Source organism: Streptomyces xantholiticus, from assembly GCF_014651015.1.
GTDB classification, from domain to species: Bacteria; Actinomycetota; Actinomycetes; order Streptomycetales; family Streptomycetaceae; genus Streptomyces; species Streptomyces xantholiticus.
This window is the reverse complement of sequence record NZ_BMWB01000001.1, coordinates 324,981-347,273: the sequence shown is the minus strand read 5'-3', so window position 1 is coordinate 347,273 and position 22,293 is coordinate 324,981. Positions and strand designations below refer to the sequence as shown.

Sequence of the window (22,293 nt, the reverse complement as noted above, 5' to 3'; positions counted from 1 at the left end):
GGTCAGTGCGCGGGGGTGAACGTCATCCGGCGGTCGGCCGGCGAATAACCGCTGAGGGTCACAGTGGGGCCGTGGGTCGGGACCGACGGGTCGGGGAAGTCCGCGTCCATCGGCCGCTGCCCGTCCGGGTGCCGGTCGACCGTGGGGAACGGCGGCGGGAACGGCGCTGTGGTCTCGACCAGCTCCTGGTAGAACGGCAGCCACCGGGCATGGTCGAAGGCGACCGCGCCGATGACGCGCCCCTGGTACCCGTAGACGCCGATGAACCTGCGACTGGCGAGCGTGCCCTGCGGGACCATGATCTCCGTCCCCAGTGACGGCACGCCGACCGACTTGATGTTCACGCCGAACTGCGAGGACCAGAAGGCCGGCACCCACATGTGGGGGAGGCGGTCGGCGCTCTCACTGATCATGTTGTGCGCCGCGATCTCGGCCTGGGCGACGGCGTTGCCCCAGTGCTCCAGGGACAGGAACTGGTAGCCGAACAGGGCGTGCGGGGAGCGGGCGACGTCGCCGGCCACATAGATGTCGTCGGTCACGATTCCGCGGATGTCGAAGGCGCGGCAGCCGGCGTCGCAGGCGATGCCGCGGGGGCCGGCCCCGAGTCCGGACCCGGCGAGCCATTCGGTGTTGCGGGTGGCGCCGAGCGAGACGACCACGACGTCGGTCTCCACGGTGGAGCCGTCGGACAGATGCGCCGCACGTACCCGTCCCGAGGAGTCCCCTTCCAGAGAGGTGACCATGACCCCGCACCGCAGATCCACGCCGTGCTCGCGCTGGAGATCGGCGGCGACGGCACCGACCACCCCGCCGAGCGCGCCGACCAGGGGTGCCGCACCGCGCTCTGCGACGGTGACGGAGAGGCCGCGTTCGCGGCAGGCGGAGGCGATCTCCGAGCCGGTGAAGCCGGCGCCGATGACGAAGACCCGCTTGGGTCCGTCGGCGAGCCGCCGCGCGAGCGCCGCCCCCTCCTCGCGGGTCCGCAGCACGAAGACGCCGTCGAGTTCCGCCTCGGCCTCACGCGGCCACGGTCGAGCCCGCACCCCGGTGGCGATCAGCAGCCGGTCGTACGGCACCTCGTCGCCGTCGGCCAGCCGCACTCGCCTGGCGGCCATGTCCAGGCCTGTGGCCGGTACGCCGAGCCGCCAGGTCGCGTCGACGGCACGGCGCCTGGGCAGGGCGGTGCTGTCGGCGGGTGCCATGCCCAGCAGCACCTGCTTGGACAGCGGGGGTCGGTCGTACGGCTCGTAGGGCTCGTCGCCGATCATCGTCAGGGAACCCGCGAAGCCCTTGTCGCGCAGGGTCTCCGCGGCCCGCAGGCCCGCCAGCGAGGCGCCGACGACGACGATGCGGCCCTCACGTCTGAGCCGTTCCAGGGATCCGTCACCGTTCACCGGACACCGCCTCGGCCGGTGCGTCCATCGCATCGACGAGGATGGCCTGGACGGGGCAGGCCGCGGACGCCTGAGCCAGCTTCTCGCGCTGTGCCTCCTCGGCCTCCGGGTTGTACAGCAGCCCCTCTTCGCCGTGCATGACGAAGACTTCGGGGGCGAGAAAGGCGCACTGCGCGTACCCCTGACAGCGGTTCAGGTCGACGACAAGCCTTACCAAGGGATCGGTCCTCTCCAATGGGCTCGGGTCACCCCCTGGGACAACCTTCGGGGGCCGAGAGAGATGCGGCGACGAGGGAAGACCGTTGGAGTGAGCTGCACCGGATCAGACCGGGGCGGCGGGCCGTGACCCGGCGGGACGCCTGCCCCCCAGGATGTACAGGCTGACGACCAGTGCCCAGGCCGGAAAGACCAGTTCGGACCACGGCAGGTCCGCTCCCACCACGAGCAGTGTCAGGCCCGCCAGATAGCCGAGGGCGATGAGCGGTCGCGGGAAGACGCCGAGTCGGCGGCCGATGGCCGAGGTCGTGAAGATGAACACCGCCGCCATCCGCATCGTGTACGTGGTCAGCAGGGTGTAGGCGAAGTGGCGGCCGAAAGGCGAGTCCTGCTGACTCTCGTCGAGTACGGTCCCGGCTGCCGCGGCGCTGCCGAACAGGGTGGCGACGAAGACCAGTCCGCTGCCCAGGAACACGGTGGCGATGAACCGGTCCTCTGCCTCACCAGCCTGTTCGCGCAGGGCGCCCATGAACCACAGGAAGGCGATCCCGGCGAACGGGAGCAGCGCCAGCGCCGTCTGCACGGCATCCCGCTGCCCGGCGTCAATGGTGATGTGGTCCCCGCCGGCCCCGCCGGGCAGGGCAATGCGGACCAGGACGATCGCCGCGGCCATCAGGACGGCGAACACCACCCCGGCGATCCCGGCAGCCCGCGGTGTCCCGAGGCGCTCGTGCTTCGACCCCATGTTTCCTCGCTTTCTGTACTTGTTTCGTACAGACAGCGTCGATTCGGCAGCTCGCGCCACCGGGGCCGCTCGGGAGGACGAGCGTGGTGCGCCGTACAGGTCATGGACGACGCGGGCGGCCCGGTGTCGTCCGGCGGGGTTCGCCGAACCGCCGCTGAGGATGAGCAGCCTGTGTCACCGTTGCGGCTCGGGGTGCCCTGCCGGCTCTCCCGCGCCGGTTCCGGCGGCGCCCGCCGGCGCCGTCAGCCGGAGTTTGAACCCGATGTGGGAGCCGGTGAAACCGAGCCGCTCGTAGAACCGGTGCGCGTCACCGCGGGACGCGTCGGAGGTCAGCTGGACCAGTTGGCAGCCCTGTTCGCGGGACTTGTCGATCGCCCACTCGATGAACTGCTGGCCGAGTCCCCGGCCCCGCTCCGAGCTGTGGACGCGTACCCCCTCGATGATCGAACGGGTGCTGCCGCGGCGGGACAGGCCGGGAACGACGGTCAGTTGGAGCGTGCCGACGACCGTTCCACCGCGCTCGGCCACCATCAGGAACTGGTTCGGATCACTGCGCAGCCGCTCGTAGGCCGTCAGATAGGGCCCGAGATCGTCCGGGGACTCCCGCGCAGACCCGAGCGGGTCGTCGGCCAGCATGGCCACGACGGCCGGGATGTCGTCCGCGACGGCGGGCCTGATCACGATGTCCGTCATACGACGCAGGCTATCGGGACGCCTGTTCGCCATGGCGTGCGGCCCGAGACCGGCTTCCTGCCAGGTGATCGTCCAGATGTACCTGTCGTCCCTGGTCGGGCCGGCTCGGCGAACTCCTGGGTTCACGTCGCCCGGGGGTCCGGTGCGTCCTGGTGCCGGCGGGGCGCCTGTGCTCCGGGTCGCATACTGGGAGGTGACCGACCGGGCCGTACCCAGGGGAGAGAACCGATGAGCAGGGCAGCCGCCGAAGACCCTCTGCCGCCCCCGCCCGGCGGCGTGCTCTGGGGCCTCGCCGGTGACGTCCGCGCCCTGCTGATGCTGCCCGCGGCGCTCACCATGCAGGTGGCCCACCCCGCGGTCGGCGCGGGTGTCGACGAGCACTCCGTCTTCCGCACCGACCCCTGGGGCCGCGGTGAGCGGTCCCTGCGCTCCCTGCAACTGTGGATCTACGGCGGTGAGGCGGCCGCCGCCGAGGGGCGCAGGCTCCGCGAACTGCACCGCACCATCCAGGGCACCGACAGCCACGGTCGCCGCTACCATGCGCTGAACCCGGCCTACTACTCGTGGGTCCACGCCACCGGTTTCCCCGTCTACCGGCACGCGGCCGGGTATCTGGTGCGCGAGCTCACCGAGGCCGAGGAGCGGCAGCTGTACGCGGAGTGGCTCCAGGTCGGCCGGATCCTCGGCGTCCACGACCGGGACATGCCGCAGACGATCGAGGAGTTCTGGCCGTACTACCGCAAGGTGCTCGCCGACGAACTCGAGGCGACCGTCGTCGTACGGGAGCTGGTGGCCGTGGACCAGCCGGTGCCGCCGCCCGACCGGGGGCCGCGCGCCCTCCGGCTGGTGCTGCGCGTCCTGTGGCCGCTGCTGCGGCCACAACTCGCCCGCTTCCGCCGGTTCATGACCATCGGGCTGATGCCGCCGGACGCCCGCGAGGCCATCGGCCTGCCCTGGACCGACGGGCAGGAGCGCCGGTTGCGGCGCTTCGCCCGGCTCGTACGGGCCGTCGTGCCCGTACTTCCCGAGCGGCTGCGCTACCTGCCCCTGGCCCGCGAGGCGCGCCGGGCCCAGCGGCTCAGGTCAGACCGCCGCGGGCGATGACCTCCGCGTACCAGCGCGCGCTGTCCTTGAAGGTGCGGCGCTGCGTGGCGAAGTCCACGTGCACGATGCCGAACCGCTTGCTGTAGCCGTACGCCCACTCGAAGTTGTCCAGCAGCGACCACAGGAAGTAACCCCGCACGTCCGCGCCTTCGCCGATCGCGCGGTGCACCGCCGAGAGATGGGCGTGCAGATAGGCAACCCGCTCCGGGTCGTGCACCTCGCCCGACGGGTCGGCGTAGTCGTCGTAGGCCGCCCCGTTCTCGGTGATCACCAGCGGCACGCCGGGCAGGTCGTCACGCAGCCGGATCAGCAGCTCGTGCAGGCCGTCGGCGTCGACCGGCCAGTCCATCGCGGTGCGCGGCCCGGGTGCGGGCAGGAAGCGTACGTGCTGCTCTGCGCCCGCCCACGGTGAGGGCGACTCGGAGGAACCGGCGGCGACGACGGTGGGGGAGTAGTAGTTGATGCCCAGCGAGTCGATCGGCGCGGCTGCCACTTCCAGGTCGCCGTCCAGGACGAAGGACCAGTCGGTGACCTGCGCCGTGTCCCGCACCAGGTCCTCGGGCAGCCGGCCGCGGAAGACCGGGTCCAGGAAGATGCGGTTGCCCACCGCGTCGATACGGCGGGCCGCGTCCAGGTCGTCCGGCGAGTCGGTGTGGGCACGCACCGCATGGAGGTTGAGCGTCAGCGAGATCTCGGCGGCCGAGGGCAGCTCGGTGCGCAGCACCTGAGCGGCCCAGCCGTGTGCCAGGTTGAAGTGGTGGGCGGCGCGCAGCGAGGCCGTCGGGCTCGTGCGGCCGGGGGCGTGGACCCCGTTGCCGTAGCCGAGGAAGGCGGCGCACCACGGCTCGTTCAGCGTCGTCCAGGTCGCCACCCGGTCGCCCAGCGCCTGGGCCATGATTCCCGCGTACTCGCCGAACCGCTGGGCGGTCTCGCGCTGCGGCCAGCCGCCCGCATCCTCGAGCTCCTGCGGCAGGTCCCAGTGGTACAGCGTGGCCACCGGCCGGATGCCCGCGTGCCGTAGCTCGTCGACCAGCCGGCGGTAGAAGTCGAGACCCTTCTGCACGGCGGGGCCGCGGCCGGTCGGCTGCACCCGTGGCCAGGCGACCGAGAACCGGTAGTCGGTGACCCCGAGTCGGCGCATCAGGGCGACGTCCTCGCGCATCCGGTGATAGTGGTCGGCCGCGATGTCACCGGTGTCGCCGTTGCGGACCTTGCCCGGGATGCGGCTGAAGGTGTCCCAGATGGAGGGCGTGCGGCCGTCCTCGGCTGCCGCACCCTCGATCTGGTAGGCGGCGGTGGCGGTGCCCCAGCGGAATCCGGTGGGGAACCGGAGTGTCGTCGTGGTGTCGGGGCGTGCGTCGAGCGCGGTCATGAGGTGGAACTCCCAGGGGGTGAGACGTCGAGCGAGAGGAGTGGATGTCAGCCCTTGACAGCGCCCTGCATGATGCCGCCGACGATCTGCCGACCGAGCAGACCGAAGACCAGCAGCACCGGAAGAGTGCCGAGCAGGGTGCCCGCCATGATCACGGACTGGTCGTGGACGTAACCGCCGCCGAGCTGGCGCAGCGCCACCTGGACGGTTGGCTCCTGCGAGGAGAGCGCGACGATCGGCCAGAAGAAGTCGTTCCAGGCGGCCATGAACGTCAGCATGCCGAGGACGGCCATACCGGGCCGCGCGACGGGGACCACGATCGACCAGAAGATCCGGGCGGTAGAGGCGCCGTCGACGCGGGCGGCCTCGATCAGCTCGTCGGGCAGCGACTGCACCAGGTACTGGCGCATGAAGAACACGCCGAACGCGCTCACCAGGCCGGGCAGGATCACGGCCTGCAGCTGGTTCACCCACTGCAGTTCGGCGATCAGCATGAACAGCGGGATGACGCCCAGCTGCGGCGGGATCATCATGGTGCCGACCGTGACGGCCAGCAGCGCGCCACGGCCGCGGAAACGCAGCTTGGCGAAGGCGAAACCGGCGAGCGTGCAGCACAGGACGGTGCCGACGGTGATGGACCCGGACACGATGAAGGAGTTCAGCAGCGCCTTGCCGATGTCCGCCTCCTCCATCACCGCCTCGAAGTTGCGGATCAGGTTGGGACCGGGCAGCAGCGTCGGCGGCACCTTCGCCAGATCGGCGTTGGAGCGGCTGGCGGCGACGATCGTCCAGTAGAAGGGGAAGGCGGAGACGAGGACGGCGGCGATCAGGATGGCGTATGCGAGCTTGCCGCCCTTCATGGTGCGGCCCGCGCGGGAGCGGCCGCGCGTGGCCGGGGCGGGCTTCTCGGGGGCCGGCTGCTTCGTCGGCGGTGCGGCGAGCGTGGTCATCGGCCGGCCTCCTTGCGGGAACGGCGGCGCGCGATCAGGGCGTTGGCCCCGACGAGCACCAGGATCAGCAGGAACATCACCCAGGCGATGGCGGCGGCGCGCCCCAGGTGGAAGAAGCCCCAGCCCTGCTCGTACATGTAGAGGCCGAGTGTCTGGTACTGGTGCGAGATGCCGCCGGAGATGGAGCCCTCGAACAGCAGCGGCTCACCGAAGAGCTGCGTCGCGCCGATCGTGGAGACGACCACGGTGAACAGGATCGTGGGACGCAGCCCCGGCAGCGTGACATGGAGGAACTGCCGCCATCGGGAGGCGCCGTCCATCTCCGCCGCCTCGTACAGCTCGGTGGGGATGGACTGCATGCCGGCCAGGTAGATGAGCGCGTTGTAGCCGGTCCAGCGCCAGATGACGATGGTGGACACGGCGATCTGTGAGGCGACGGTGCCGGTCTGCCAGTCCACGGGACCGAATCCGACCAGCCCGAGCACGTAGTTGATCAACCCGAAGTCCCGGCCGAAGAGCTGGGCGAAGACGAGCGTGGCTGCCGCCACGGACGTCGCGTACGGGAGCAGCATCGCGGTGCGCAAGAAAGTGCGCCCGCGCAGGCGGTAGTTGAGCAGATGCGCCAGACCGAGCGCCATCACCAGCTGCGGCACCGTGGAGATCACCCCGATGGTGAAGGTGTTGCGCAGCGCGGTCCAGAAGAACTCGTCGCCCAGCAGCGCGGTGTAGTTGCCGAGCCCTCGCCACTCCATGTCGCCAGGCGTCTGCAGCTCGACCCGGTAGAGCGAGACGAACGCCGTGTAGATCAGCGGGAAGAGCCCGAAGGCGGCGAACAGCGTGAAGAACGGGGCGATGTAGGCATACGGCGAGAGCTTGCGCCAGGCGCGCCGCACGGCCGGCGGCCGGGACGGTGCGACCGGCTTGGCGGAAGCGGTGAGGGTCACGGGGCGGCCCTTCGGGATGAGTCGGTACGGGGCGGGGGTGGCCTTCGGGCCGGTCCGGTGCGGGCGGTCGAAGGACGACGGACCGGCCCGAAGGGGCTGCGGCGGGGCGAAACGTCAGCCGATGGTGTTGTCGACGCCCTTCTTCGCGTTCCCCCACGCCTTGTCCGACGAGATCCCCTTGCGCTCGACCTCGTTCAGCGCGTTGGTGATCTGCTGGTTGACGTTCTGGTCGTGTACGCCGAGGACCTGGACCGGGGCCGCCTTGGCCGCGTCACCGAAGATCTGGCCGATCGGCGCGCCGGAGAAGTACGGGTCGGTGGCGTCCGCCACCTTCTCGATGGCGCCGGTCGAGGAGGGGAAGTTGCCCTGCTTCTGGAAGAGCTTGGCCTGCTGTTCGGGGGCGGTGAGCCACTGGATCAGCTCGTACGCCTCCTTCTTGTGTTTGGCCGCGCGGGGGACGGAGAGGTACGAGCCGCCCCAGTTGCCGGCGCCGCCGGGCAGCTTGGCGATGTCCCACTTGCCCTTTCCGCTGTCGCCGGCCTGGCCCTTGATGTAGCCGAGCATCCAGGCCGGGCAGGGGATGGTGGCGAAGGAACCGGCGGCGAATGCCTGGTTCCACTGCGGCGACCACTGGTCGAGCTTGGCGCTCAGGCCGTCCTCTGCCGCTTCGACGGAGGTGTCCCACGCGCTCTTCAGCGCCGGGTTGGTCTCCCAGACGAGTTTGCCGGAGGCGTCGTAGTAACGCTCCTTCTCCTGACCGATCATGATGGAGAAGAGGCTGCCGACGCTGTCCAGCCAGGCGCTCTTGGCGGGCGCCTTGGCCTTGTACTGCTTGCCCAGTTCGAGGTAGCCGTCCCAGGTCGACCACTTCTTCGCGAGCTCCTCGCGGTCGGTCGGCAGACCCGCCTGCTTCAGCAGGTCGGTGCGGTAGCACATGGCCTCGGGGCCGACGTCGGTGCCGAGACCGAGGACCTTGCCGTCCTTGGTGGCCGCAGCCCACTTGGCCTCGGCGAACTGGCTCTTCAGCTTGTCGGCGCCGTACTTCGTCAGGTCCTCGAACTTGTCGGACTGCTGCTGGGTGACCGAAGCGATCCGACCGACCTCGATGCCCTGGACGTCCGCGAGACCACCGCCGCCGGCCAGCCGGGTCTGCAGCGACTTCCAGTAGTCCGCCTCGTCCTCGGTGTCGGTCTGCTTGATCGTCACGTCCGGGTGCAGCTTCTCGTACTCGGCGTAGAGGCCGGCCTCCTTGTAACCGAAGGAGCCGAAGAGGTCGACGGTGAGCGTGACCTTCCCGCTCTCACCGTCGGACGAGGTGCCCGACGAACCGGATCCGCATGCGGCGAGGAGTGCCCCGGCGAGCGCGACCGCACCCAGGCGGACGGCGGCCCTTTTGGCGGCTCTGGCGATGGGCATGGAAGCCTCCCTTGGCTTCGAGGTGGAACGAGAGCCTTTGAGAGCGCTCTCAAAGCTGCGCTTGGAGGTTGCCCGCTCGGCGCTCGTCCCGTCAAGACTCGAAGGAGTAACGGCTTGGACTCGGGGCCAACTTCCGTTCGTGTTCGATGTATTGACACCTGCGTTTCGGGGGTTTTACGTTTCGGCCATCTGAGAGCGCTCTCAGCCACCCTTCCCGTGATGACTTGAGGTGCCGCATGCCAGCCCCCCGCACCCGACCGGCCGCCGCACTGGTCCTGGCTTCCGCCATGGCCGCCTTCGGCCTGGGCCCGGCCGCCGCGCCGGCGGCCGCCGCCACCGTCCCCGTAGGCGCCGGCAGCTACTCCGACACCCGCCCCGCCGGCACGTCGGGCCCCACCACCAACACCGGCACGCCGGTCACCCCCAAGGTCACCGCCGCAGCGAGGAACCGGCCGGTGCCCACCAACGACTGGTGGTCCTCCCTGGCCTTCCAGCGCTACGGCGACAACCCGTACTCGACCCCCATGTACGGCCACCCCCTCACCTACCAGGCCACGGCCGGCGGCCTCGACATCGGCTACCCGACCAACCCGGCGATCGTCGGCGACGGCCGCCAGTACGAGTACGCCCACAAGCGCGACCTCACCATCGGCCTGACCGGTCTCAATTCGCCCGACACCAAGGCCGACGACTGGTCCGACTGGACCGTCACCCCCTACTGGTCCGACGGCGCCCGCACCCTGCGCACCACCATCGGCCACGGCTCCCCGTTCGTGTACGCCAAGGGCTCCGGCGGCAACGCGCAGATCACCACCGCCGGCGCGCCCGCCGTCTTCGCCGACCAGGGCAACGTCCTCGGCATCACCGTCGCCGGACACCACTACGCCCTCTTCGCGCCGACCGGCAGCGACTGGAACGTCTCCGGCTCCACCGTCACCGCAGGCCTCGGCGGCAAGGACTACTTCTCCGTCGCCGTCCTGCCGTCCACGAGCGCGCTGGCGACCTATCGGAAGTACGCCCACAGCTTCGTCACCGGCTCCAAGGTCGCCTGGAGCTACGCCGGCGGCACGGTCAGGGCCACCTACACGCTCACCACCGAGGCGAAGGAAGGCACCGAGCGCGGCACGCTCCAGGCCCTCTACCGGCACCAGTGGCGCAGCACGACGGACCCGCTCACCTCCTACACCTACCTCTCGCCGCGCGGCACCATGAAGGTCCGCGAGTCGGCCACCTTCACCACGAGCCAGAGGGCCGCCGCGGTGCTGCCCGCGCTGCCGAGGACGAACGGCGTGGACGCCGCCCGGCTGCGCGGCCATCTCAACGAGGTCGTGAACGCCTCCGACCCCTTCTCCGGAGCCTCCGACACCTACTGGACCGGCAAGGCACTCGGCCGTCTGGCCCAGCTCGTACCGGTGGCCGACCAGATCGGCGAGACCGGTACCCGCGACAGGCTCCTCGCCCTGATCAAGGGCAAGCTGCAGGACTGGTTCACGGCGGGCGGTGCAGGCGAGTTCTCCTACGACAAGGACTGGAAGACCCTCACCGGCTACCCCGCCTCCTACGGCAGCGACACCGAACTCAACGACCACCACTTCCACTACAGCTACTACGTCTGTGCGGCGGCGATCGTCGCCCAGTACGACCAGGCCTGGGCCGCCGACTCCGCCTGGGGCGGCATGGTCAAGACCCTCGTACGCGACACCGCCAACCCCAGCCGCACCGACACCGCCTTCCCCTTCCTGCGCGGCTTCGACGTCTACGCCGGCCACAGCTGGGCCTCTGGCCACCAGGGCTTCGCCGCAGGCAACAACCAGGAGTCGTCGTCAGAGTCCACCAATCTCAGCGCCGCTCTGGTCCTGTGGGGCTCGGCCACCGGTGACACCACGCTGCGCGACCTCGGCACCTATCTGCTGACCACCGAGTCACAGGCGATCGCCCAGTACTGGTTCGACGCCGAAGAGCAGGTCTTCCCTTCCACCTTCGGCCACGACACGGCCGGCATGGTCTGGGGCAGCGGCGCCGCCTACGCCACCTGGTGGACGGCCAATCCCGAGGAGATCCACGGCATCAACGTCCTGCCCGTCACCGGCGGTTCACTGCACCTCGGCGGTGCGAAGAGCGCGATCCGGCGCAACATCGCCGAGATGGAGCGCGAGAACGGCGGCCCGGCCGTCGAATGGCGCGACATCCTGTGGGAGTTCCAGTCCCTCGCCGACCCCGCCACGGCAAAGGCCAAGTGGGATGCGGGCCACGCCGGATACACCCCGGAGCAGGGCGAGTCGAAGGGGCACACGTACCACTGGATCAGCACCCTCGACACCCTCGGCGCGCCCGACGCCACCGTGACCGGCGACATTCCCACCTCCGCCGTCTTCGCCAAGGGCACCACGCGCACCTACGCGGCCCACAACCACGGCTCGACGGCCCGCACCGTGACCTTCTCCGACGGCAAGACGCTCTCCGTGCCGGCCCGTTCCACCGCGACCGGCACCGGGACCGGTGGAGGCGATCCCGACCCCGACCCGGAGCCGCCGACCGGCAACGTCTTCCAACTGCGCAGCGGCGGCACCCTGACCACGGCGACCGGCGGAACGGCCGGCAGCGACACCATCGCCTCGGCCGGCGGTGCCAACTACGACGGCACCCCGCACCTGCCGCTCGTCTACGAGGTCCGGGGAGTCAACGGCACGCTCAATCCGGGTGCGCAGACCGCCTTCCGCCTCCAGCTGGACGCGGGCACCACGGTCGGGATCGGTCAGCAGGCCCGGATCAGCTACGACCTCACCGGTGACGGCAGCTTCGACCGGACCGAGACGTACCAGTACTTCGCAACCGACCCGGTGGCCGGCTGGGAGGAGTACAGCCACTCACGCGGCCTCAAGGCGTCCACGGGCAGCCCGGGCAACCTGGTGGGCGGCACCGTACGCCTCGAGGTGTGGAGCGCCATTGGCAACGGCACCTCGAAGCTGCAGACCGGCACGGACAAGTCCGTCCTGGTGATCCCCTACAACTGACCGCTGACCGCTGACCGCTGACCGCTGACTGCTGAGAGCTGACAGCCGCACACCGCAGAGGCGGCGGGCATCAGGCCGATGCCCGCCGCACCAGCGTGGTCGGGGTGATCACGGACGCCGGGGCGGCGCCGCCGGACTCGTTCAGCAGCCGCATCAGCAGTCGGACCATCAGCCGGCCCATGCCCTCGATGTCCTGCCGGACCGTGGTCAGGGCCGGCTCGGTCGTGCCGACGACCGACACCATGTCGTCGAATCCGACCAGGGCCACGTCCTCGGGCACCCGCAGTCCGCGTTCCCGGAGGGTGCGCAGGGCCCCCGACGCCATCAGGTCGTTCGAGACGAAGACACCGTCGACGTCCGGCCGGCGGTCCAGCAGCTCCGCCATCGCCCGCGCGCCGCTCGCCTCCGTGAAGTCGCCCTGGCACAAGAGGTCTGGGTCGGCGTCCACGAGCACGTCGTGATAACCGTCGATCCGGTCCTGGGCCGAGGTCTGGTCGCGTGGGCCGGCGATGTGCGCGATGTTCCTACAGCCCCGGGAGACCAGATGGCGCACGGCCTCCCGGGCGCCGCCGCGGTTGTCGGCGTCCACGTACGGGACGGTGAGGTCGGCGCCCGCGGCCGGGCGCCCGCCGAAGACCATGGGGATCTTCGTCCTGCCGATGAGCGCGGGCAGCTCGTCGTCGTTGTGCAGGGAGAAGGCGAGGGCGCCGTCGACATGCCCGCCGCCGAGGTAGCGCGCGATCCGGTCGTGGTCCCCGGGCCCCTCCACCCACAGCAGTACCAGCTGGGAGTCGTGCGCCGTGAGCTCACGACTGATCCCCCGCACCTGCTGTTCGAAGAAGGGGTCGGAGAAGATCCGCATCTCGGGCTCCGCGATGACCACGGCGACCGCGCCGTTGCGCCGGGTGACCAGGCTGCGCGCCGCGTGGTTCGGCACGTAACCGAGCTCCTCCACCGCCTGGCGCACCTTGTCGACCAGCGGCGGGCGCACCCCCTCACCGCCGTTGACGACCCGGGAGGCCGTGGCACGGGAGACACCCGCGCGCGCCGCGACGGCTTCCAGAGTGGGACGGGACCCAGCGGTCTGCTCCGGCACGTGAGGCGCTCCTCGTCTGCTCCAGTGGTCGTCCAGTGCGCCGGTCGGCGACATGATCTGACGCCGACAGGATATCCGCCTTCCCGGACGGTTTGAGAGCGCTCCCACCATGCCCGGCGGAGGTGAGCCCGGCCGGCACCCTCGTCAGGTCGGGCACCGGCCGGGCGGCTCGGGGATCACGTGCCGGAGGGCAGCCCTGCGGCGGTAATACGGGCAACGGCGTCGACGGTCAGCGCACGGTCGTGCGGTTCGATCTCGAGCGCGCGGTGGATCGAGAGGCCCTCGATCAGCGCGTCCAGCTGACGGGCCGTCGCCGCGTCGAAGTGCCGCTCCAGGGCGCGCCGGCTGCTGCGCATCCACTCCCGGGTCAGCTCGCGGTAGGCCGGCTGCCGGGCGGCGAGCGTGTACAGCTCGTGGGTGAGCACCAGTTCGCGCTCGTCGGCCCCGGACAGGTGGTGGATCAGGTCCGCGACCGCTGTCCGTGCCTCCTCGGGGGAGGCGGCGGCCCCGAGGTGTTCCTCGAAGAGCGCCACGACGGTGTGGGAGAAGCGGGTGAATGCCTCGCGCAGCAGTTCGTCCATGCCGCGGAAGTGGTACGTCATCGAGCCGAGCGGCACGCCCGCCCGGGCCGCGACCTTGCGGTGCGAGGTGCCCGCGACGCCCTCCTCGGCGATGAGGTCGAGGGTGGCGGCGATGATGCGTTCCCGCCGCTCGGGGTCCACCTGTCCCGTCGCCATCGCCCTACACCTCGACCGGGCGGACCACGCGGGCCGGGTTCCCGAGGGCGATGACGTTCGCCGGTACGTCCTTGGTGACCACGGCGCCCGCGCCGATGACGCTGTTGTCGCCGATCGTCACGCCGGGCAGGACGATCGCCCCGCCGCCGAGCCACACGTTGTCGCCGATCGTGATCGGCAGCGCCGCCTCGAGCTTGTCCCGGCGCGGACCCGGCTCCACGGGGTGCGTCGGGGTCAGCAGCTGGACGTTCGGGCCGATCTGGCAGTCCCTGCCGATGGTGATCGGCGCGACGTCCAGTGCCGTGAGGTTGTAGTTGACGAAGGTGCCCTCGCCGATCGTGATGTACGTCCCGTAGTCGACGAACAGCGGCGGCTTGATGTGGGCGCCCGCGCCGAGGCTGCCGATCAGCTCGGCGACGACCGCCTGTGCGGCGTCCGAGTCCTGTGCGTACGCGGCCAGGTACTCGGCGGCCAGGCGCACGGCGCGCTGCGCCTCGCGGGAGAGGTCGGGGTCGTCGGCGATGTAGAGGTCGCCCGCGAGCATGCGCTCGCGGTTGGTGCGGGCGTCACCTGCGAAGTGGTCGGGCACGCGTACGATCGTACACCATAAGGCGTACGATCGTACGCATGCCCACGGCTGCGTCAGTGCTCGTGTCCGCGTCCGTGCTCGTGGATCGTGTTCGTCGACGCGATGGCCTTCCAGGACCTCGGCCTCTCCGGCTCGGCGCCCTCCGGCCGGGCGATGCGCGCCTCGGCCGCGGCCGGCGCGCCCGGCTTCGACGGCTCGTACAGCCAGGTGTCGAACAGCCCGGCCAGCGGCTTGCCCGAGACCCGCTCCGCGTACGCGACGAAGTCGCCCACCTCGGCGTTGCCGTACGCGTGCTCGGCCGGCCAGCCCTTCAGGATCGCGAAGAAGTCCTCGTCGCCGATCTCGTTGCGCAGTGTCTGCAGGGCCAGTGCGCCGCGGTCGTAGACGGCCAGATGGAACTGGTTCTGCGGGCCGGGGTCGCCCGGCGCGACCGTCCAGAACGCGTCGTCCGCCGGGTGCTGGGCGTAGACCCAGTCGGCCAGCTCCTGCGCCGTGCCCTCGCCCTCCTTCTCCGACCACAGCCACTGGCTGTACCGGGCGAAGCCCTCGTTGACCCAGATGTCCTTCCAGCCCTTCACGGAGACGCTGTCTCCGTACCACTGGTGTGCCAGTTCGTGCACCACCACCGACACGTTGGCGCCTGCTGCGAACTGCCGCGGGCTGTAGAACGGGCGGGTCTGGGTCTCCAGGGCGTATCCGCTCGTCACGTTCGGGACGTAGCCGCCCAGCGCGTTGAACGGGTACGGCCCGAACACCTCGGTGAGCCACTCGGCCACCTCACCGGTCCGCTCGATGCTGGCCCGCGCGGCGCCCGCGTTGTCGCCGAGATCCTTGCTGTAGGCGTTCAGGATCGGGAGCCCGTCGGACGTCTTTTCGGTGGTGATGTCGAACCTGCCGACCGCGAGCGTGGCCAGATACGACGCCTGCGGCTTGTTCGATCGCCAGTTGTAGCGGGTCCAGCCCAGCCTGGAGCTCTGCGAGACGAGCACCCCGTTGCTGATGGCCTGCGAACCGTCCGGCACGGATACGGAGATGTCGTACGTCGCCTTGTCCAGCGGATGGTCATTGCTCGGGAACCACCACACGGCCGAATCCGGCTCCTGCGCCGCCACGCCGCCGTCCGGCGTCCGGTGCCAGGCCGTCCAGCCGCCGATCTTCAACTGTGACGGCTTGCCCGCGTACCGCACCACCACGGAGGTCGCGCTGCCCTTCGCGAGCGGCGCGACCGGAGTGACGACCAGTTCCTGGTCGCCCTCCTTCGTGAACCTCGCCTTCCTGCCGCCCACCCTGACCTCGCTCACTTCGAGCCCGAGGTCGAGGTTGAAGCGGCTCAGGTCCTGTGTGGCGGTGGCGAGCAGGGTCGCCGTGCCCTCCAGCAGGTCCGTCTGCGGCTGGTACTTGAGCCGAAGGTCGTAGTGCGACACGTCGTATCCGCCGTTGCCGGCAGCCGGGTAGTACGGGTCGCCGATGCCCGGTGCTCCTGCCGAGGAGTTCGCGGCGGAAGCCGGGATCGCCAGCACAAGGGTGGCCGCGAGCGCGCTCGGGACGATCAGTCTGCGGTGCACGGATGCTCCAAGTCGTTGGAACGGATGATCTCTTGGACCCTAGACACGTCCCCGCCCTCCGGTCAGGAGCGAACCTCGGCCTTTCATATGACCGCCATCCGGCCGACATGGCCCGCCGCCGAACAGGGGAGCGCAGCCGACGCCCGTACGCCCTCTGTCGCACCGGCAGTTGACCGGAGTAGCTTCCGCCCATGCCGAAACGTGCGCGGAGAACCCGCTTGACGTGCAGATCGCTGGTGGCGGCGGCCTCGGCCGTCCTCGTGGCCCTGACGGTCGCGCCCACCGGCGCGCAGGGGGCGACGCCGGCCAGGGAGAGCAGACCGGTGTACTCCTACGACGACGCGATCCGCGAGTCCGTCTGGGTCGACACCCGGCTCGACGGGGACGGTGACGGCAGGACCGACCGGGTCGCCGTGGACATCGTGCGGCCTCGGGAGGCGGCGCAGCGCGAGCGGCGGGTGCCGGTCATCATGGACGCCAGTCCCTACTACGCCTGTTGCGGGCGCGGCAACGAGAGCCAGCGCAAGACGTACGACGCGGACGGCCGCCCCGTGCAGTTCCCGCTGTACTACGACAACTACTTCGTACCCCGTGGCTACGCCTTCGTCGCCGTCGACCTGGCCGGGACCAACCGGTCCGACGGATGCGTGGACGTCGGCGGGCGGTCCGACGTCCAGTCGGCCAGGGCCGTCGTCGACTGGCTGAACGGCCGGGCCCGCGCATACACCACCCGCACCGGCGTCGAGCGGGCGAGCGCCGGCTGGTCCACCGGCGCAACCGGGATGATCGGCAAGAGCTACGACGGCACCGTTGCCAACGGCGTGGCGGCCACCGGGGTACGCGGGCTGAGGACCATCGTCCCGATCGGCGCGATCTCCTCCTGGTACGACTACTACTTCGCCCAGGGCGCGCCGCTCTACAACTCCGGCCCCGAGTGGTTGTCCGACTACGTGGAGAGCCCCGGGGCCCGCGAGCACTGCCGGGCCGTCCAGCAGCGGCTGGTCGACGGGGCCCCGCGCAGCGGCGAGTTGACCCCGCTGTGGGCGGAGCGCGACTACGTGCCCGACGCGGACAGGGTCACGGCCAGCGTCTTCGCCGTGCACGGCATGCAGGACCTGAACGTCCGCTCCAAGCATTTCGGCCAGTGGTGGGTCGCCCTCGCCGAGATGGGCGTGGAGCGCAAGGTGTGGCTGTCGCAGACGGGGCATGTCGACCCGTTCGACTTCCGGCGCGGCGCATGGGTGCGCACCCTGCACCGCTGGTTCGACCACTACCTCCTCGGTTACGACAACGGAATCGACCGGGAGCCGATGGCCGACATCGAACGCGCACCGGACCGCTGGACCACCGACCGTCACTGGCCGCCCCGCACGACCGCCACCGCGGCATTGCGCCCGGACAGTGGCCAAAGGCCCGGCGTGGGAACGCTGTCCTTGACGCCGGCGCACCCGGGGACCGTGGAGACGTTCACCGACGACCCGCGCGAGGACGAGACCGACTGGGCCGCAGCGATCGACACCCCGACAGCCGCCAAGGCCGGGTTTGTCACCCGCCCGCTCGGCCGCGACCTGCGCCTGTCCGGTTCCTCCCGGGTGACCGTGACCGCCACACCGTCGACGACCAGTGCCCATCTGTCCGCCGTCCTCGTCGACCTCGGCCCGGACACCATCCGCGACTACGCGGCACCGGGAGAAGGCATCACCACCCTCACGGAGCGCACCTGCTGGGGTGCGAGCACCACGGGCGACAGCTCCTGCTACAAGGAGACCGAGGCGCGGACCACCGCAGTCGGCCACACCATTTTCAGCCGCGGCTGGGCCGACCTGGGCGGCCACCGGGACAAGGTGCTGACTCCCGGCAAGCCGTACACCGTCACCGTCGACCTGCATGCGAGCGACCACGTCGTCCCGGCGGGCCACCGGCTAGCGCTGATCGTGGCCGGCACCGACAGGGACCTGGTCGACCCGCCCGACACGACACCGCGGATCTCCCTCGAACTCGCCCGTACCGCTGCGGATCTGCCCGTCGTCGGCGGCAGGCAGGCCTTCGCCCGTGCGGTGGAGGGCCCGGTGCCCGCTCCGGCCGTCTCCGGCCTCGGGGGAGTCGCAGAGCCGCGTCCGATCCGCCCGATTCCGGGAGGCAGCACCCGATGAAGACCACCATCAGTGTCCGCGCCCGAACCCTCGCCCTGACGGCTGCCGCCGCCGCCCTCGCCGTACCGCTGCTCACGGGGAACGCCCAAGCTGCGCACACCCCGCCCCGCACCGGCTTCGAGACCAGCGGGGGAGCGCGCTGGACCGGTCAGCCGGAGGAGCAGCGGTTCCTCGCCGCCGTGGAGCGCGGCAGCGACCGGATGTCGTACGAGCACATCGGCACGACGAAGCAGGGCCGCCCGCTGCAACTGGTCCACCTCGGGAACGGCAGCTCCCCGCACACCGTTCTGCTGATCTGCGCTCAGCACGGCGACGAGCCGGCCGGCCGGGAGGCATGTCTGACCACGATCCGCGACCTCGCCTTCGCGCGGGACGGTCACACGCTGAGGCTGCTGTCCCGTACGCACCTGATGGTCGTGCCGACCGCCAACCCCGACGGCCGGGCCGCGGACACCCGGGGCAACGCGGACGGCGCCGACATCAACCGCGACCACATCGCGCTCAGGACGGCGGAGGGCCGGGCCCTCGCCGCCGTCGTCCGCGACCGGCGGCCGGACGTCGTTCACGACCTTCACGAGTACGGCGCCACACCGCCGTACTACGACAAGGACCTGTTCGACCTGTGGCCCCGCAACCTCAACACCGACACCCGTGTGCACGACGAGGCGCAGGCCCTCTCGGGTTCCTACGTCCGCCCTGCCGCCGGCCGCGCCGGGTACAGCACCGGCACGTACGGCATCTGGACCGACCCCGTCACCGGCGATCCCATCAGGCAGACCGCGGGCGACGGCCAGGAACGCATCCTGCGCAACGCCTCCGGCATCAAGAACGCGGTCGGCCTGCTCGTCGAGAGCCGCGTCGACGCACTGAGCGAGGCGGAGCAGGCCGATCCCGCACGGAACCATCGCCGCCGGGTCGACAGCCAGCTCGCGGCACTCGACGGACTGCTGAGGTACGCGGACGAGCGGCGCTTGCGGATCGAGGCCGTCACGACCGCCGCCCGCCTGTCCGGCCACAAGGACCGGGGGCCGGTCCACCTCGGCGGCGCGGACAACGACCCGCCCGCGCCGGAGGAGACCCTCGAGGACCCGCCCTGCGGCTACCGGCTCGACGCCGCGCAGCACGCCGAAGTCGGGGACGAACTCGCGCTTCACGGCGTCCTGTTCCGGCCGGACGGGGAAGGCGTTCTCGTGCCGCTGCGGCAGTCGCAACGCGCACTCGTGCCGCTGCTGCTCGACACCCGCGCGGCCTACCACCTCACTGTGGGGGAACCGGTGGAGGCCTGTTGAAGCCGGGGGGAGAGTGGCTCGTGTGGTAGGGGGTAGCGGGGAGTGACACCACGCTCCGCGTATTCGTGAAAGGTGCCCCCGTGTCGCACGAAGTACAGAAGCCGGGCAATCGGCTGTGGTATCCGGTGAAGGCGGCGCTGCCCGGCCGCCATCCGCACGAGGACAGACCTGCCGTCACGGACCGGGTGGTTTTCGGTGTGTCGGCGGTGCTCACCCTCGCTTTCGTGTTCTGGGGCTCGGTGTTCACGGAGACGCTGGAGAGCGCCTCCGACACGCTGCTGAACGGCCTGATGCACAACGGCGGCTGGGCGTTCGTCCTTGCCGCCTCGGGCTTCGTCGTCTTCGCGCTGTGGCTGGCCGTCAGCCGCTACGGCCGCATCCCGCTCGGGCAGGAGCACGAGGGGCCGGAGTTCCGGACCGCCTCCTGGGTCGCGATGATGTTCAGCGCCGGCATGGGCATCGGCCTGATGTTCTACGGCGTCAGCGAACCGCTGGCGCACTACACGACGCCTCCGCCCGGCACCGACCCGATCGACGCGGCGGACGCCATGCAGACCGCCCTGGCCACCACGCTGTTCCACTGGACGCTGCACCCGTGGGCCATCTACGCGGTCGTCGGCCTCGCCATCGCGTACAGCACCTTCCGGCGTCGCAGGCGGCAGAACATCAGTGCCGTTTTCGAGCCCCTGATGGGCAAGAAGCGTGCCGAGGGCGCTCCGGGCCGGGTGATCGACATCCTCGCGATCTTCGCCACGCTCTTCGGATCCGCGACGTCGCTGGGCCTCGGTGCCCTGCAGATCGGCAGCGGGTTCCAGGAGCTGGGCTGGATGGCCAAGGCGGGCACGGGGCTGCTCATCGCCATCATCGGGGTGCTGACGGTGTGTTTTGTGTTCTCGGCCGTCTCGGGTGTGGAGCGGGGCATCCAGTGGCTGTCCAACACCAACATGGTGCTGGCGGTGGTCCTCGTCCTCTTCGTCTTCGTCGCCGGCCCCACGATCCTCGTGCTCGACCTGATCCCCACCTCGCTCGCCTCCTACTTCGGCCAGTTGCCGCAGTTGGCCGGACGTACGGAGGCGGCGACCGGCGGCGGTGACGTCGCCGACTGGCTGAGCAGCTGGACGGTCTTCTACTGGGCGTGGTGGATCTCGTGGACGCCGTTCGTCGGCATGTTCATCGCGCGCATCAGCCGCGGCCGCACGATCCGCCAGTTCGTCGGCGGCGTCATTCTGGTGCCGAGCACGGTCAGCCTGATCTGGTTCGCCGTCTTCGGCGGCACGGCCATGCAGCTCGAGGAGCGCGGCCGACTGGGCGGCGAGACGACCCCGGAGGGTCAACTCTTCGGTGTGCTGCAGGAGTTCCCGATCGCCGGGGTGATGAGCCTTCTCGTCATGATCCTCGTCGGCATCTTCTTCGTGTCCGGCGCGGACGCCGCGTCGATCGTGATGGGCACACTCTCCCAGAAGGGCACCTTCGAACCGCAGCGGCTCGTCGTCGTCTTCTGGGGTGTGGTGACCGGTGCGGTGGCCGCCGTGATGCTGCTCGTCGGGGAGGGCAAGGGTGACGCGCTCGCGGGCCTGCAGCATCTGACCATCCTGGTCGCGGCTCCCTTCGTGCTGGTGATGATCGGTATGTGCGTGGCGCTGATGCGCGACCTCCGCCAGGATCCGCTGATCGTCCGTGGCGAGATCGCGGAGGAGGCGCTGGAGACGGCCGTGATCGCGGGCCACGAGAAGTACGCCGGGGAGTTCGAGATCCGCATCGGCTCCGGCACGGGCCCAGAGGCCGGCCGGATCCCCGCGGAGGAGCCGGAACCCCGCCGGGAGGCGGACGAGGACCCGGAACGGCGCAAGGGCCGCCCGGAATCGGGCTGACCGGGGGGCGCGTCGGCCCGGTTCGCCCCGGCGGCGGGGGCAGCGGCCGGGCCGCTGCCCGGGTCCGTGGGCTGCCAGGCACCGCCGGGCGGCGCCGCTGCGGGCGTGAGCCGGAGGCCGTTGGACCACGGCGGGCGGACCGGCCTCTACCCGATGAGCGCGGCCGCCGCCTCCGCGCAGCCCCACGCCACCGTGACACCGGCACCGCCGTGCCCGTAGTTGTGGACCAGCAGCGCCCCGCCCGGCAGGCGTTCCGAGTCGATCCGTACCCCGGCGTCCCGTGCGGGGCGCAGCCCCACTCGGTGCGTGAGGACCCTCGCTCCTGCGACCTCGGGGCGGATCCTGGCGCACCGTTCGACGATCGCGTCCGCCGTGGCCTTGCGCGGCGCCGTGTCCCAGTCGTCCTCCTCCGCCGTACCGCCGAGGAGCAGCCTCCCGGGCTGCGGAATGAGATACGTCGTCGCGCTGGACGCATGGTCCACCGACGTGAACCACTCCTCGACGCCCGGGTTCTCCACGACCACCAACTGCCCCCGCACGGGCCGGACGGACGAGTCCGGCACCAGCTCCCTCGCCCCCAGGCCCGTGCAGTTCACCACGACTGACGCTCCGCTCTCCCTCTCGGCCTGCGGGAGGGACAGGGCCTCGCGCGTCTCCACATGACCGCCGGCCGCCTCCAGCCGCCGCATCAGCCACCCAAGATGAACCGGCATGTCGATCAGCGGGATCCGGGCCCACAGCCCGAAGCCGTATCCACTCGGCAGTCCCGCGTGGCCCACCTCACGCAGTCCGTCCACCCGGGCGGCCCACGGACCGAGTCCGGCGAGGCGGGTGCCGGCATGGACCCCGGGGACCATGCGTACGCCCGTCTCCTCGGGCCGGTCCGCCAGCGCCTCGTACACGCGCAGCGAGGCCAGCGACCAAGCGCCGACCAGCGCCTCGGGCTCGATGCGGTACGGCCACCACAATCCGCCCGCGACCGCAGACGTGGTCGCGTCCGCGGGCTCCCGGGCCCAGACCCGCACCCGCCTGCCGCTCTCCGCCGACACCACGGCGGTCGTCAGTCCTATGACGCCGCCGCCCAGCACCAGTACGTCCTCGCTCATGCCGGGACCGTAACCGACGGCCGCGATGCTCAGAACCCC

At 70.8% G+C, this 22,293-nt stretch carries 18 protein-coding genes; 5 read left to right on the top strand and 13 right to left on the bottom strand.

Annotated features, from left to right (window positions below):
- Window positions 1-2: 2 nt before the first annotated feature.
- The 4 genes from IE198_RS01575 to IE198_RS01560 form a co-directional block, all read right to left on the bottom strand.
- Window positions 3-1,427 carry an NAD(P)/FAD-dependent oxidoreductase gene (locus IE198_RS01575; protein ID WP_373299737.1) on the bottom strand — a complete coding sequence of 475 codons (1,425 nt, stop codon included), beginning with the start codon at window positions 1,425-1,427 and terminating at the stop codon, window positions 3-5.
- Window positions 1,384-1,611: a ferredoxin gene (locus IE198_RS01570; protein WP_189881797.1), complete on the bottom strand. Its 228-nt coding sequence runs from the start codon at window positions 1,609-1,611 to the stop codon at window positions 1,384-1,386. Before IE198_RS01570 ends, IE198_RS01575 begins: the two co-directional genes overlap by 44 nt.
- A 105-nt stretch (window positions 1,612-1,716) precedes the next feature.
- A complete protein-coding gene (locus IE198_RS01565; protein WP_189881796.1) occupies window positions 1,717-2,355 on the bottom strand; it encodes a hypothetical protein in 639 nt (212 codons plus the stop codon).
- Window positions 2,356-2,529: 174 nt separating this feature from the next.
- Window positions 2,530-3,048, bottom strand: a complete 519-nt coding sequence (locus tag IE198_RS01560; RefSeq protein ID WP_189881794.1) for a GNAT family N-acetyltransferase — start codon at window positions 3,046-3,048, stop codon at window positions 2,530-2,532.
- Window positions 3,049-3,276: 228 nt separating this feature from the next.
- Here IE198_RS01560 and IE198_RS01555 point away from each other — a divergent pair, with 228 nt between their 5' ends.
- On the top strand, window positions 3,277-4,152 hold the full coding sequence (locus tag IE198_RS01555) for an oxygenase MpaB family protein (protein ID WP_189881792.1): 876 nt from the start codon (window positions 3,277-3,279) through the stop codon (window positions 4,150-4,152).
- Here IE198_RS01555 and IE198_RS01550 read toward each other — a convergent pair.
- From IE198_RS01550 to IE198_RS01535, 4 genes are all read right to left on the bottom strand, one after another.
- A complete protein-coding gene (locus tag IE198_RS01550; protein WP_189881790.1) occupies window positions 4,127-5,524 on the bottom strand; it encodes a GH1 family beta-glucosidase in 1,398 nt (465 codons plus the stop codon). The genes IE198_RS01555 and IE198_RS01550 overlap by 26 nt on opposite strands.
- 47 nt (window positions 5,525-5,571) lie before the next feature.
- Window positions 5,572-6,474 carry a carbohydrate ABC transporter permease gene (locus tag IE198_RS01545; RefSeq protein ID WP_189881788.1) on the bottom strand — a complete coding sequence of 301 codons (903 nt, stop codon included), beginning with the start codon at window positions 6,472-6,474 and terminating at the stop codon, window positions 5,572-5,574.
- Window positions 6,471-7,418: a carbohydrate ABC transporter permease gene (locus IE198_RS01540; RefSeq protein WP_189881786.1), complete on the bottom strand. Its 948-nt coding sequence runs from the start codon at window positions 7,416-7,418 to the stop codon at window positions 6,471-6,473. The genes IE198_RS01545 and IE198_RS01540 overlap by 4 nt, the downstream gene beginning before the upstream one ends.
- Before the next feature lie 114 nt (window positions 7,419-7,532).
- Complete coding sequence (locus IE198_RS01535) at window positions 7,533-8,834, bottom strand: ABC transporter substrate-binding protein (protein WP_189881784.1); 1,302 nt, start codon at window positions 8,832-8,834, stop codon at window positions 7,533-7,535.
- 236 nt (window positions 8,835-9,070) lie between these two features.
- Between IE198_RS01535 and IE198_RS01530 the strand changes: the two genes are divergently transcribed.
- Entirely contained in the window at window positions 9,071-11,848 is a 2,778-nt protein-coding gene (locus IE198_RS01530) for a glycosyl hydrolase (RefSeq protein ID WP_189881782.1), read from the top strand.
- A gap of 70 nt (window positions 11,849-11,918) precedes the next feature.
- On the opposite strand, the gene IE198_RS01525 is transcribed toward IE198_RS01530, so the two are convergent.
- The 4 genes from IE198_RS01525 to IE198_RS01510 form a co-directional block, all read right to left on the bottom strand.
- Window positions 11,919-12,944 (bottom strand): LacI family DNA-binding transcriptional regulator, encoded by a 1,026-nt coding sequence (locus IE198_RS01525; RefSeq protein ID WP_189881780.1) that lies wholly within the window; start codon window positions 12,942-12,944, stop codon window positions 11,919-11,921.
- A gap of 176 nt (window positions 12,945-13,120) precedes the next feature.
- Complete coding sequence (locus IE198_RS01520) at window positions 13,121-13,681, bottom strand: TetR/AcrR family transcriptional regulator (protein WP_189881778.1); 561 nt, start codon at window positions 13,679-13,681, stop codon at window positions 13,121-13,123.
- 4 nt (window positions 13,682-13,685) lie between these two features.
- Window positions 13,686-14,270 carry a sugar O-acetyltransferase gene (locus IE198_RS01515; protein WP_189881777.1) on the bottom strand — a complete coding sequence of 195 codons (585 nt, stop codon included), beginning with the start codon at window positions 14,268-14,270 and terminating at the stop codon, window positions 13,686-13,688.
- A 53-nt stretch (window positions 14,271-14,323) separates the two neighbouring features.
- Window positions 14,324-15,835, bottom strand: coding sequence for a M1 family metallopeptidase (locus IE198_RS01510; protein ID WP_189881776.1), 1,512 nt, complete (start codon window positions 15,833-15,835; stop codon window positions 14,324-14,326).
- 191 nt (window positions 15,836-16,026) lie between these two features.
- Here IE198_RS01510 and IE198_RS01505 point away from each other — a divergent pair, with 191 nt between their 5' ends.
- The 3 genes from IE198_RS01505 (at window position 16,027) to IE198_RS01495 (ending at window position 21,148) form a co-directional block, all read left to right on the top strand.
- Window positions 16,027-17,988, top strand: coding sequence for a Xaa-Pro dipeptidyl-peptidase (locus tag IE198_RS01505; protein WP_189881775.1), 1,962 nt, complete (start codon window positions 16,027-16,029; stop codon window positions 17,986-17,988).
- Complete coding sequence (locus tag IE198_RS01500) at window positions 17,985-19,277, top strand: M14 family metallopeptidase (protein WP_189881774.1); 1,293 nt, start codon at window positions 17,985-17,987, stop codon at window positions 19,275-19,277. Before IE198_RS01505 ends, IE198_RS01500 begins: the two co-directional genes overlap by 4 nt.
- A 125-nt stretch (window positions 19,278-19,402) precedes the next feature.
- Window positions 19,403-21,148 (top strand): BCCT family transporter, encoded by a 1,746-nt coding sequence (locus IE198_RS01495; protein ID WP_229833722.1) that lies wholly within the window; start codon window positions 19,403-19,405, stop codon window positions 21,146-21,148.
- 146 nt (window positions 21,149-21,294) lie between these two features.
- Here the strand turns inward: IE198_RS01495 and IE198_RS01490 are convergent, their stop codons facing one another.
- Window positions 21,295-22,254, bottom strand: coding sequence for an FAD-dependent oxidoreductase (locus IE198_RS01490; RefSeq protein ID WP_189881773.1), 960 nt, complete (start codon window positions 22,252-22,254; stop codon window positions 21,295-21,297).
- Window positions 22,255-22,293 lie beyond the last annotated feature (39 nt).

Excerpts from the sequence above, each read along its gene's own strand:
- IE198_RS01560 (WP_189881794.1), bottom strand. The coding sequence starts at position 3,048 with ATGACGGACATCGTGATCAGGCCCGCCGTCGCGGACGACATCCCGGCC.
- IE198_RS01555 (WP_189881792.1), top strand. The coding sequence starts at position 3,277 with ATGAGCAGGGCAGCCGCCGAAGACCCTCTGCCGCCCCCGCCCGGCGGC.
- IE198_RS01530 (WP_189881782.1), top strand. The coding sequence starts at position 9,071 with ATGCCAGCCCCCCGCACCCGACCGGCCGCCGCACTGGTCCTGGCTTCC.
- IE198_RS01575 (WP_373299737.1), bottom strand. The coding sequence starts at position 1,427 with ATGCGATGGACGCACCGGCCGAGGCGGTGTCCGGTGAACGGTGACGGA.
- IE198_RS01490 (WP_189881773.1), bottom strand. The coding sequence starts at position 22,254 with ATGAGCGAGGACGTACTGGTGCTGGGCGGCGGCGTCATAGGACTGACG.
- IE198_RS01565 (WP_189881796.1), bottom strand. The coding sequence starts at position 2,355 with ATGGGGTCGAAGCACGAGCGCCTCGGGACACCGCGGGCTGCCGGGATC.
- IE198_RS01550 (WP_189881790.1), bottom strand. The coding sequence starts at position 5,524 with ATGACCGCGCTCGACGCACGCCCCGACACCACGACGACACTCCGGTTC.
- IE198_RS01500 (WP_189881774.1), top strand. The coding sequence starts at position 17,985 with ATGAAGACCACCATCAGTGTCCGCGCCCGAACCCTCGCCCTGACGGCT.
- IE198_RS01520 (WP_189881778.1), bottom strand. The coding sequence starts at position 13,681 with ATGGCGACGGGACAGGTGGACCCCGAGCGGCGGGAACGCATCATCGCC.
- IE198_RS01505 (WP_189881775.1), top strand. The coding sequence starts at position 16,027 with ATGCCGAAACGTGCGCGGAGAACCCGCTTGACGTGCAGATCGCTGGTG.
- IE198_RS01545 (WP_189881788.1), bottom strand. The coding sequence starts at position 6,474 with ATGACCACGCTCGCCGCACCGCCGACGAAGCAGCCGGCCCCCGAGAAG.
- IE198_RS01535 (WP_189881784.1), bottom strand. The coding sequence starts at position 8,834 with ATGCCCATCGCCAGAGCCGCCAAAAGGGCCGCCGTCCGCCTGGGTGCG.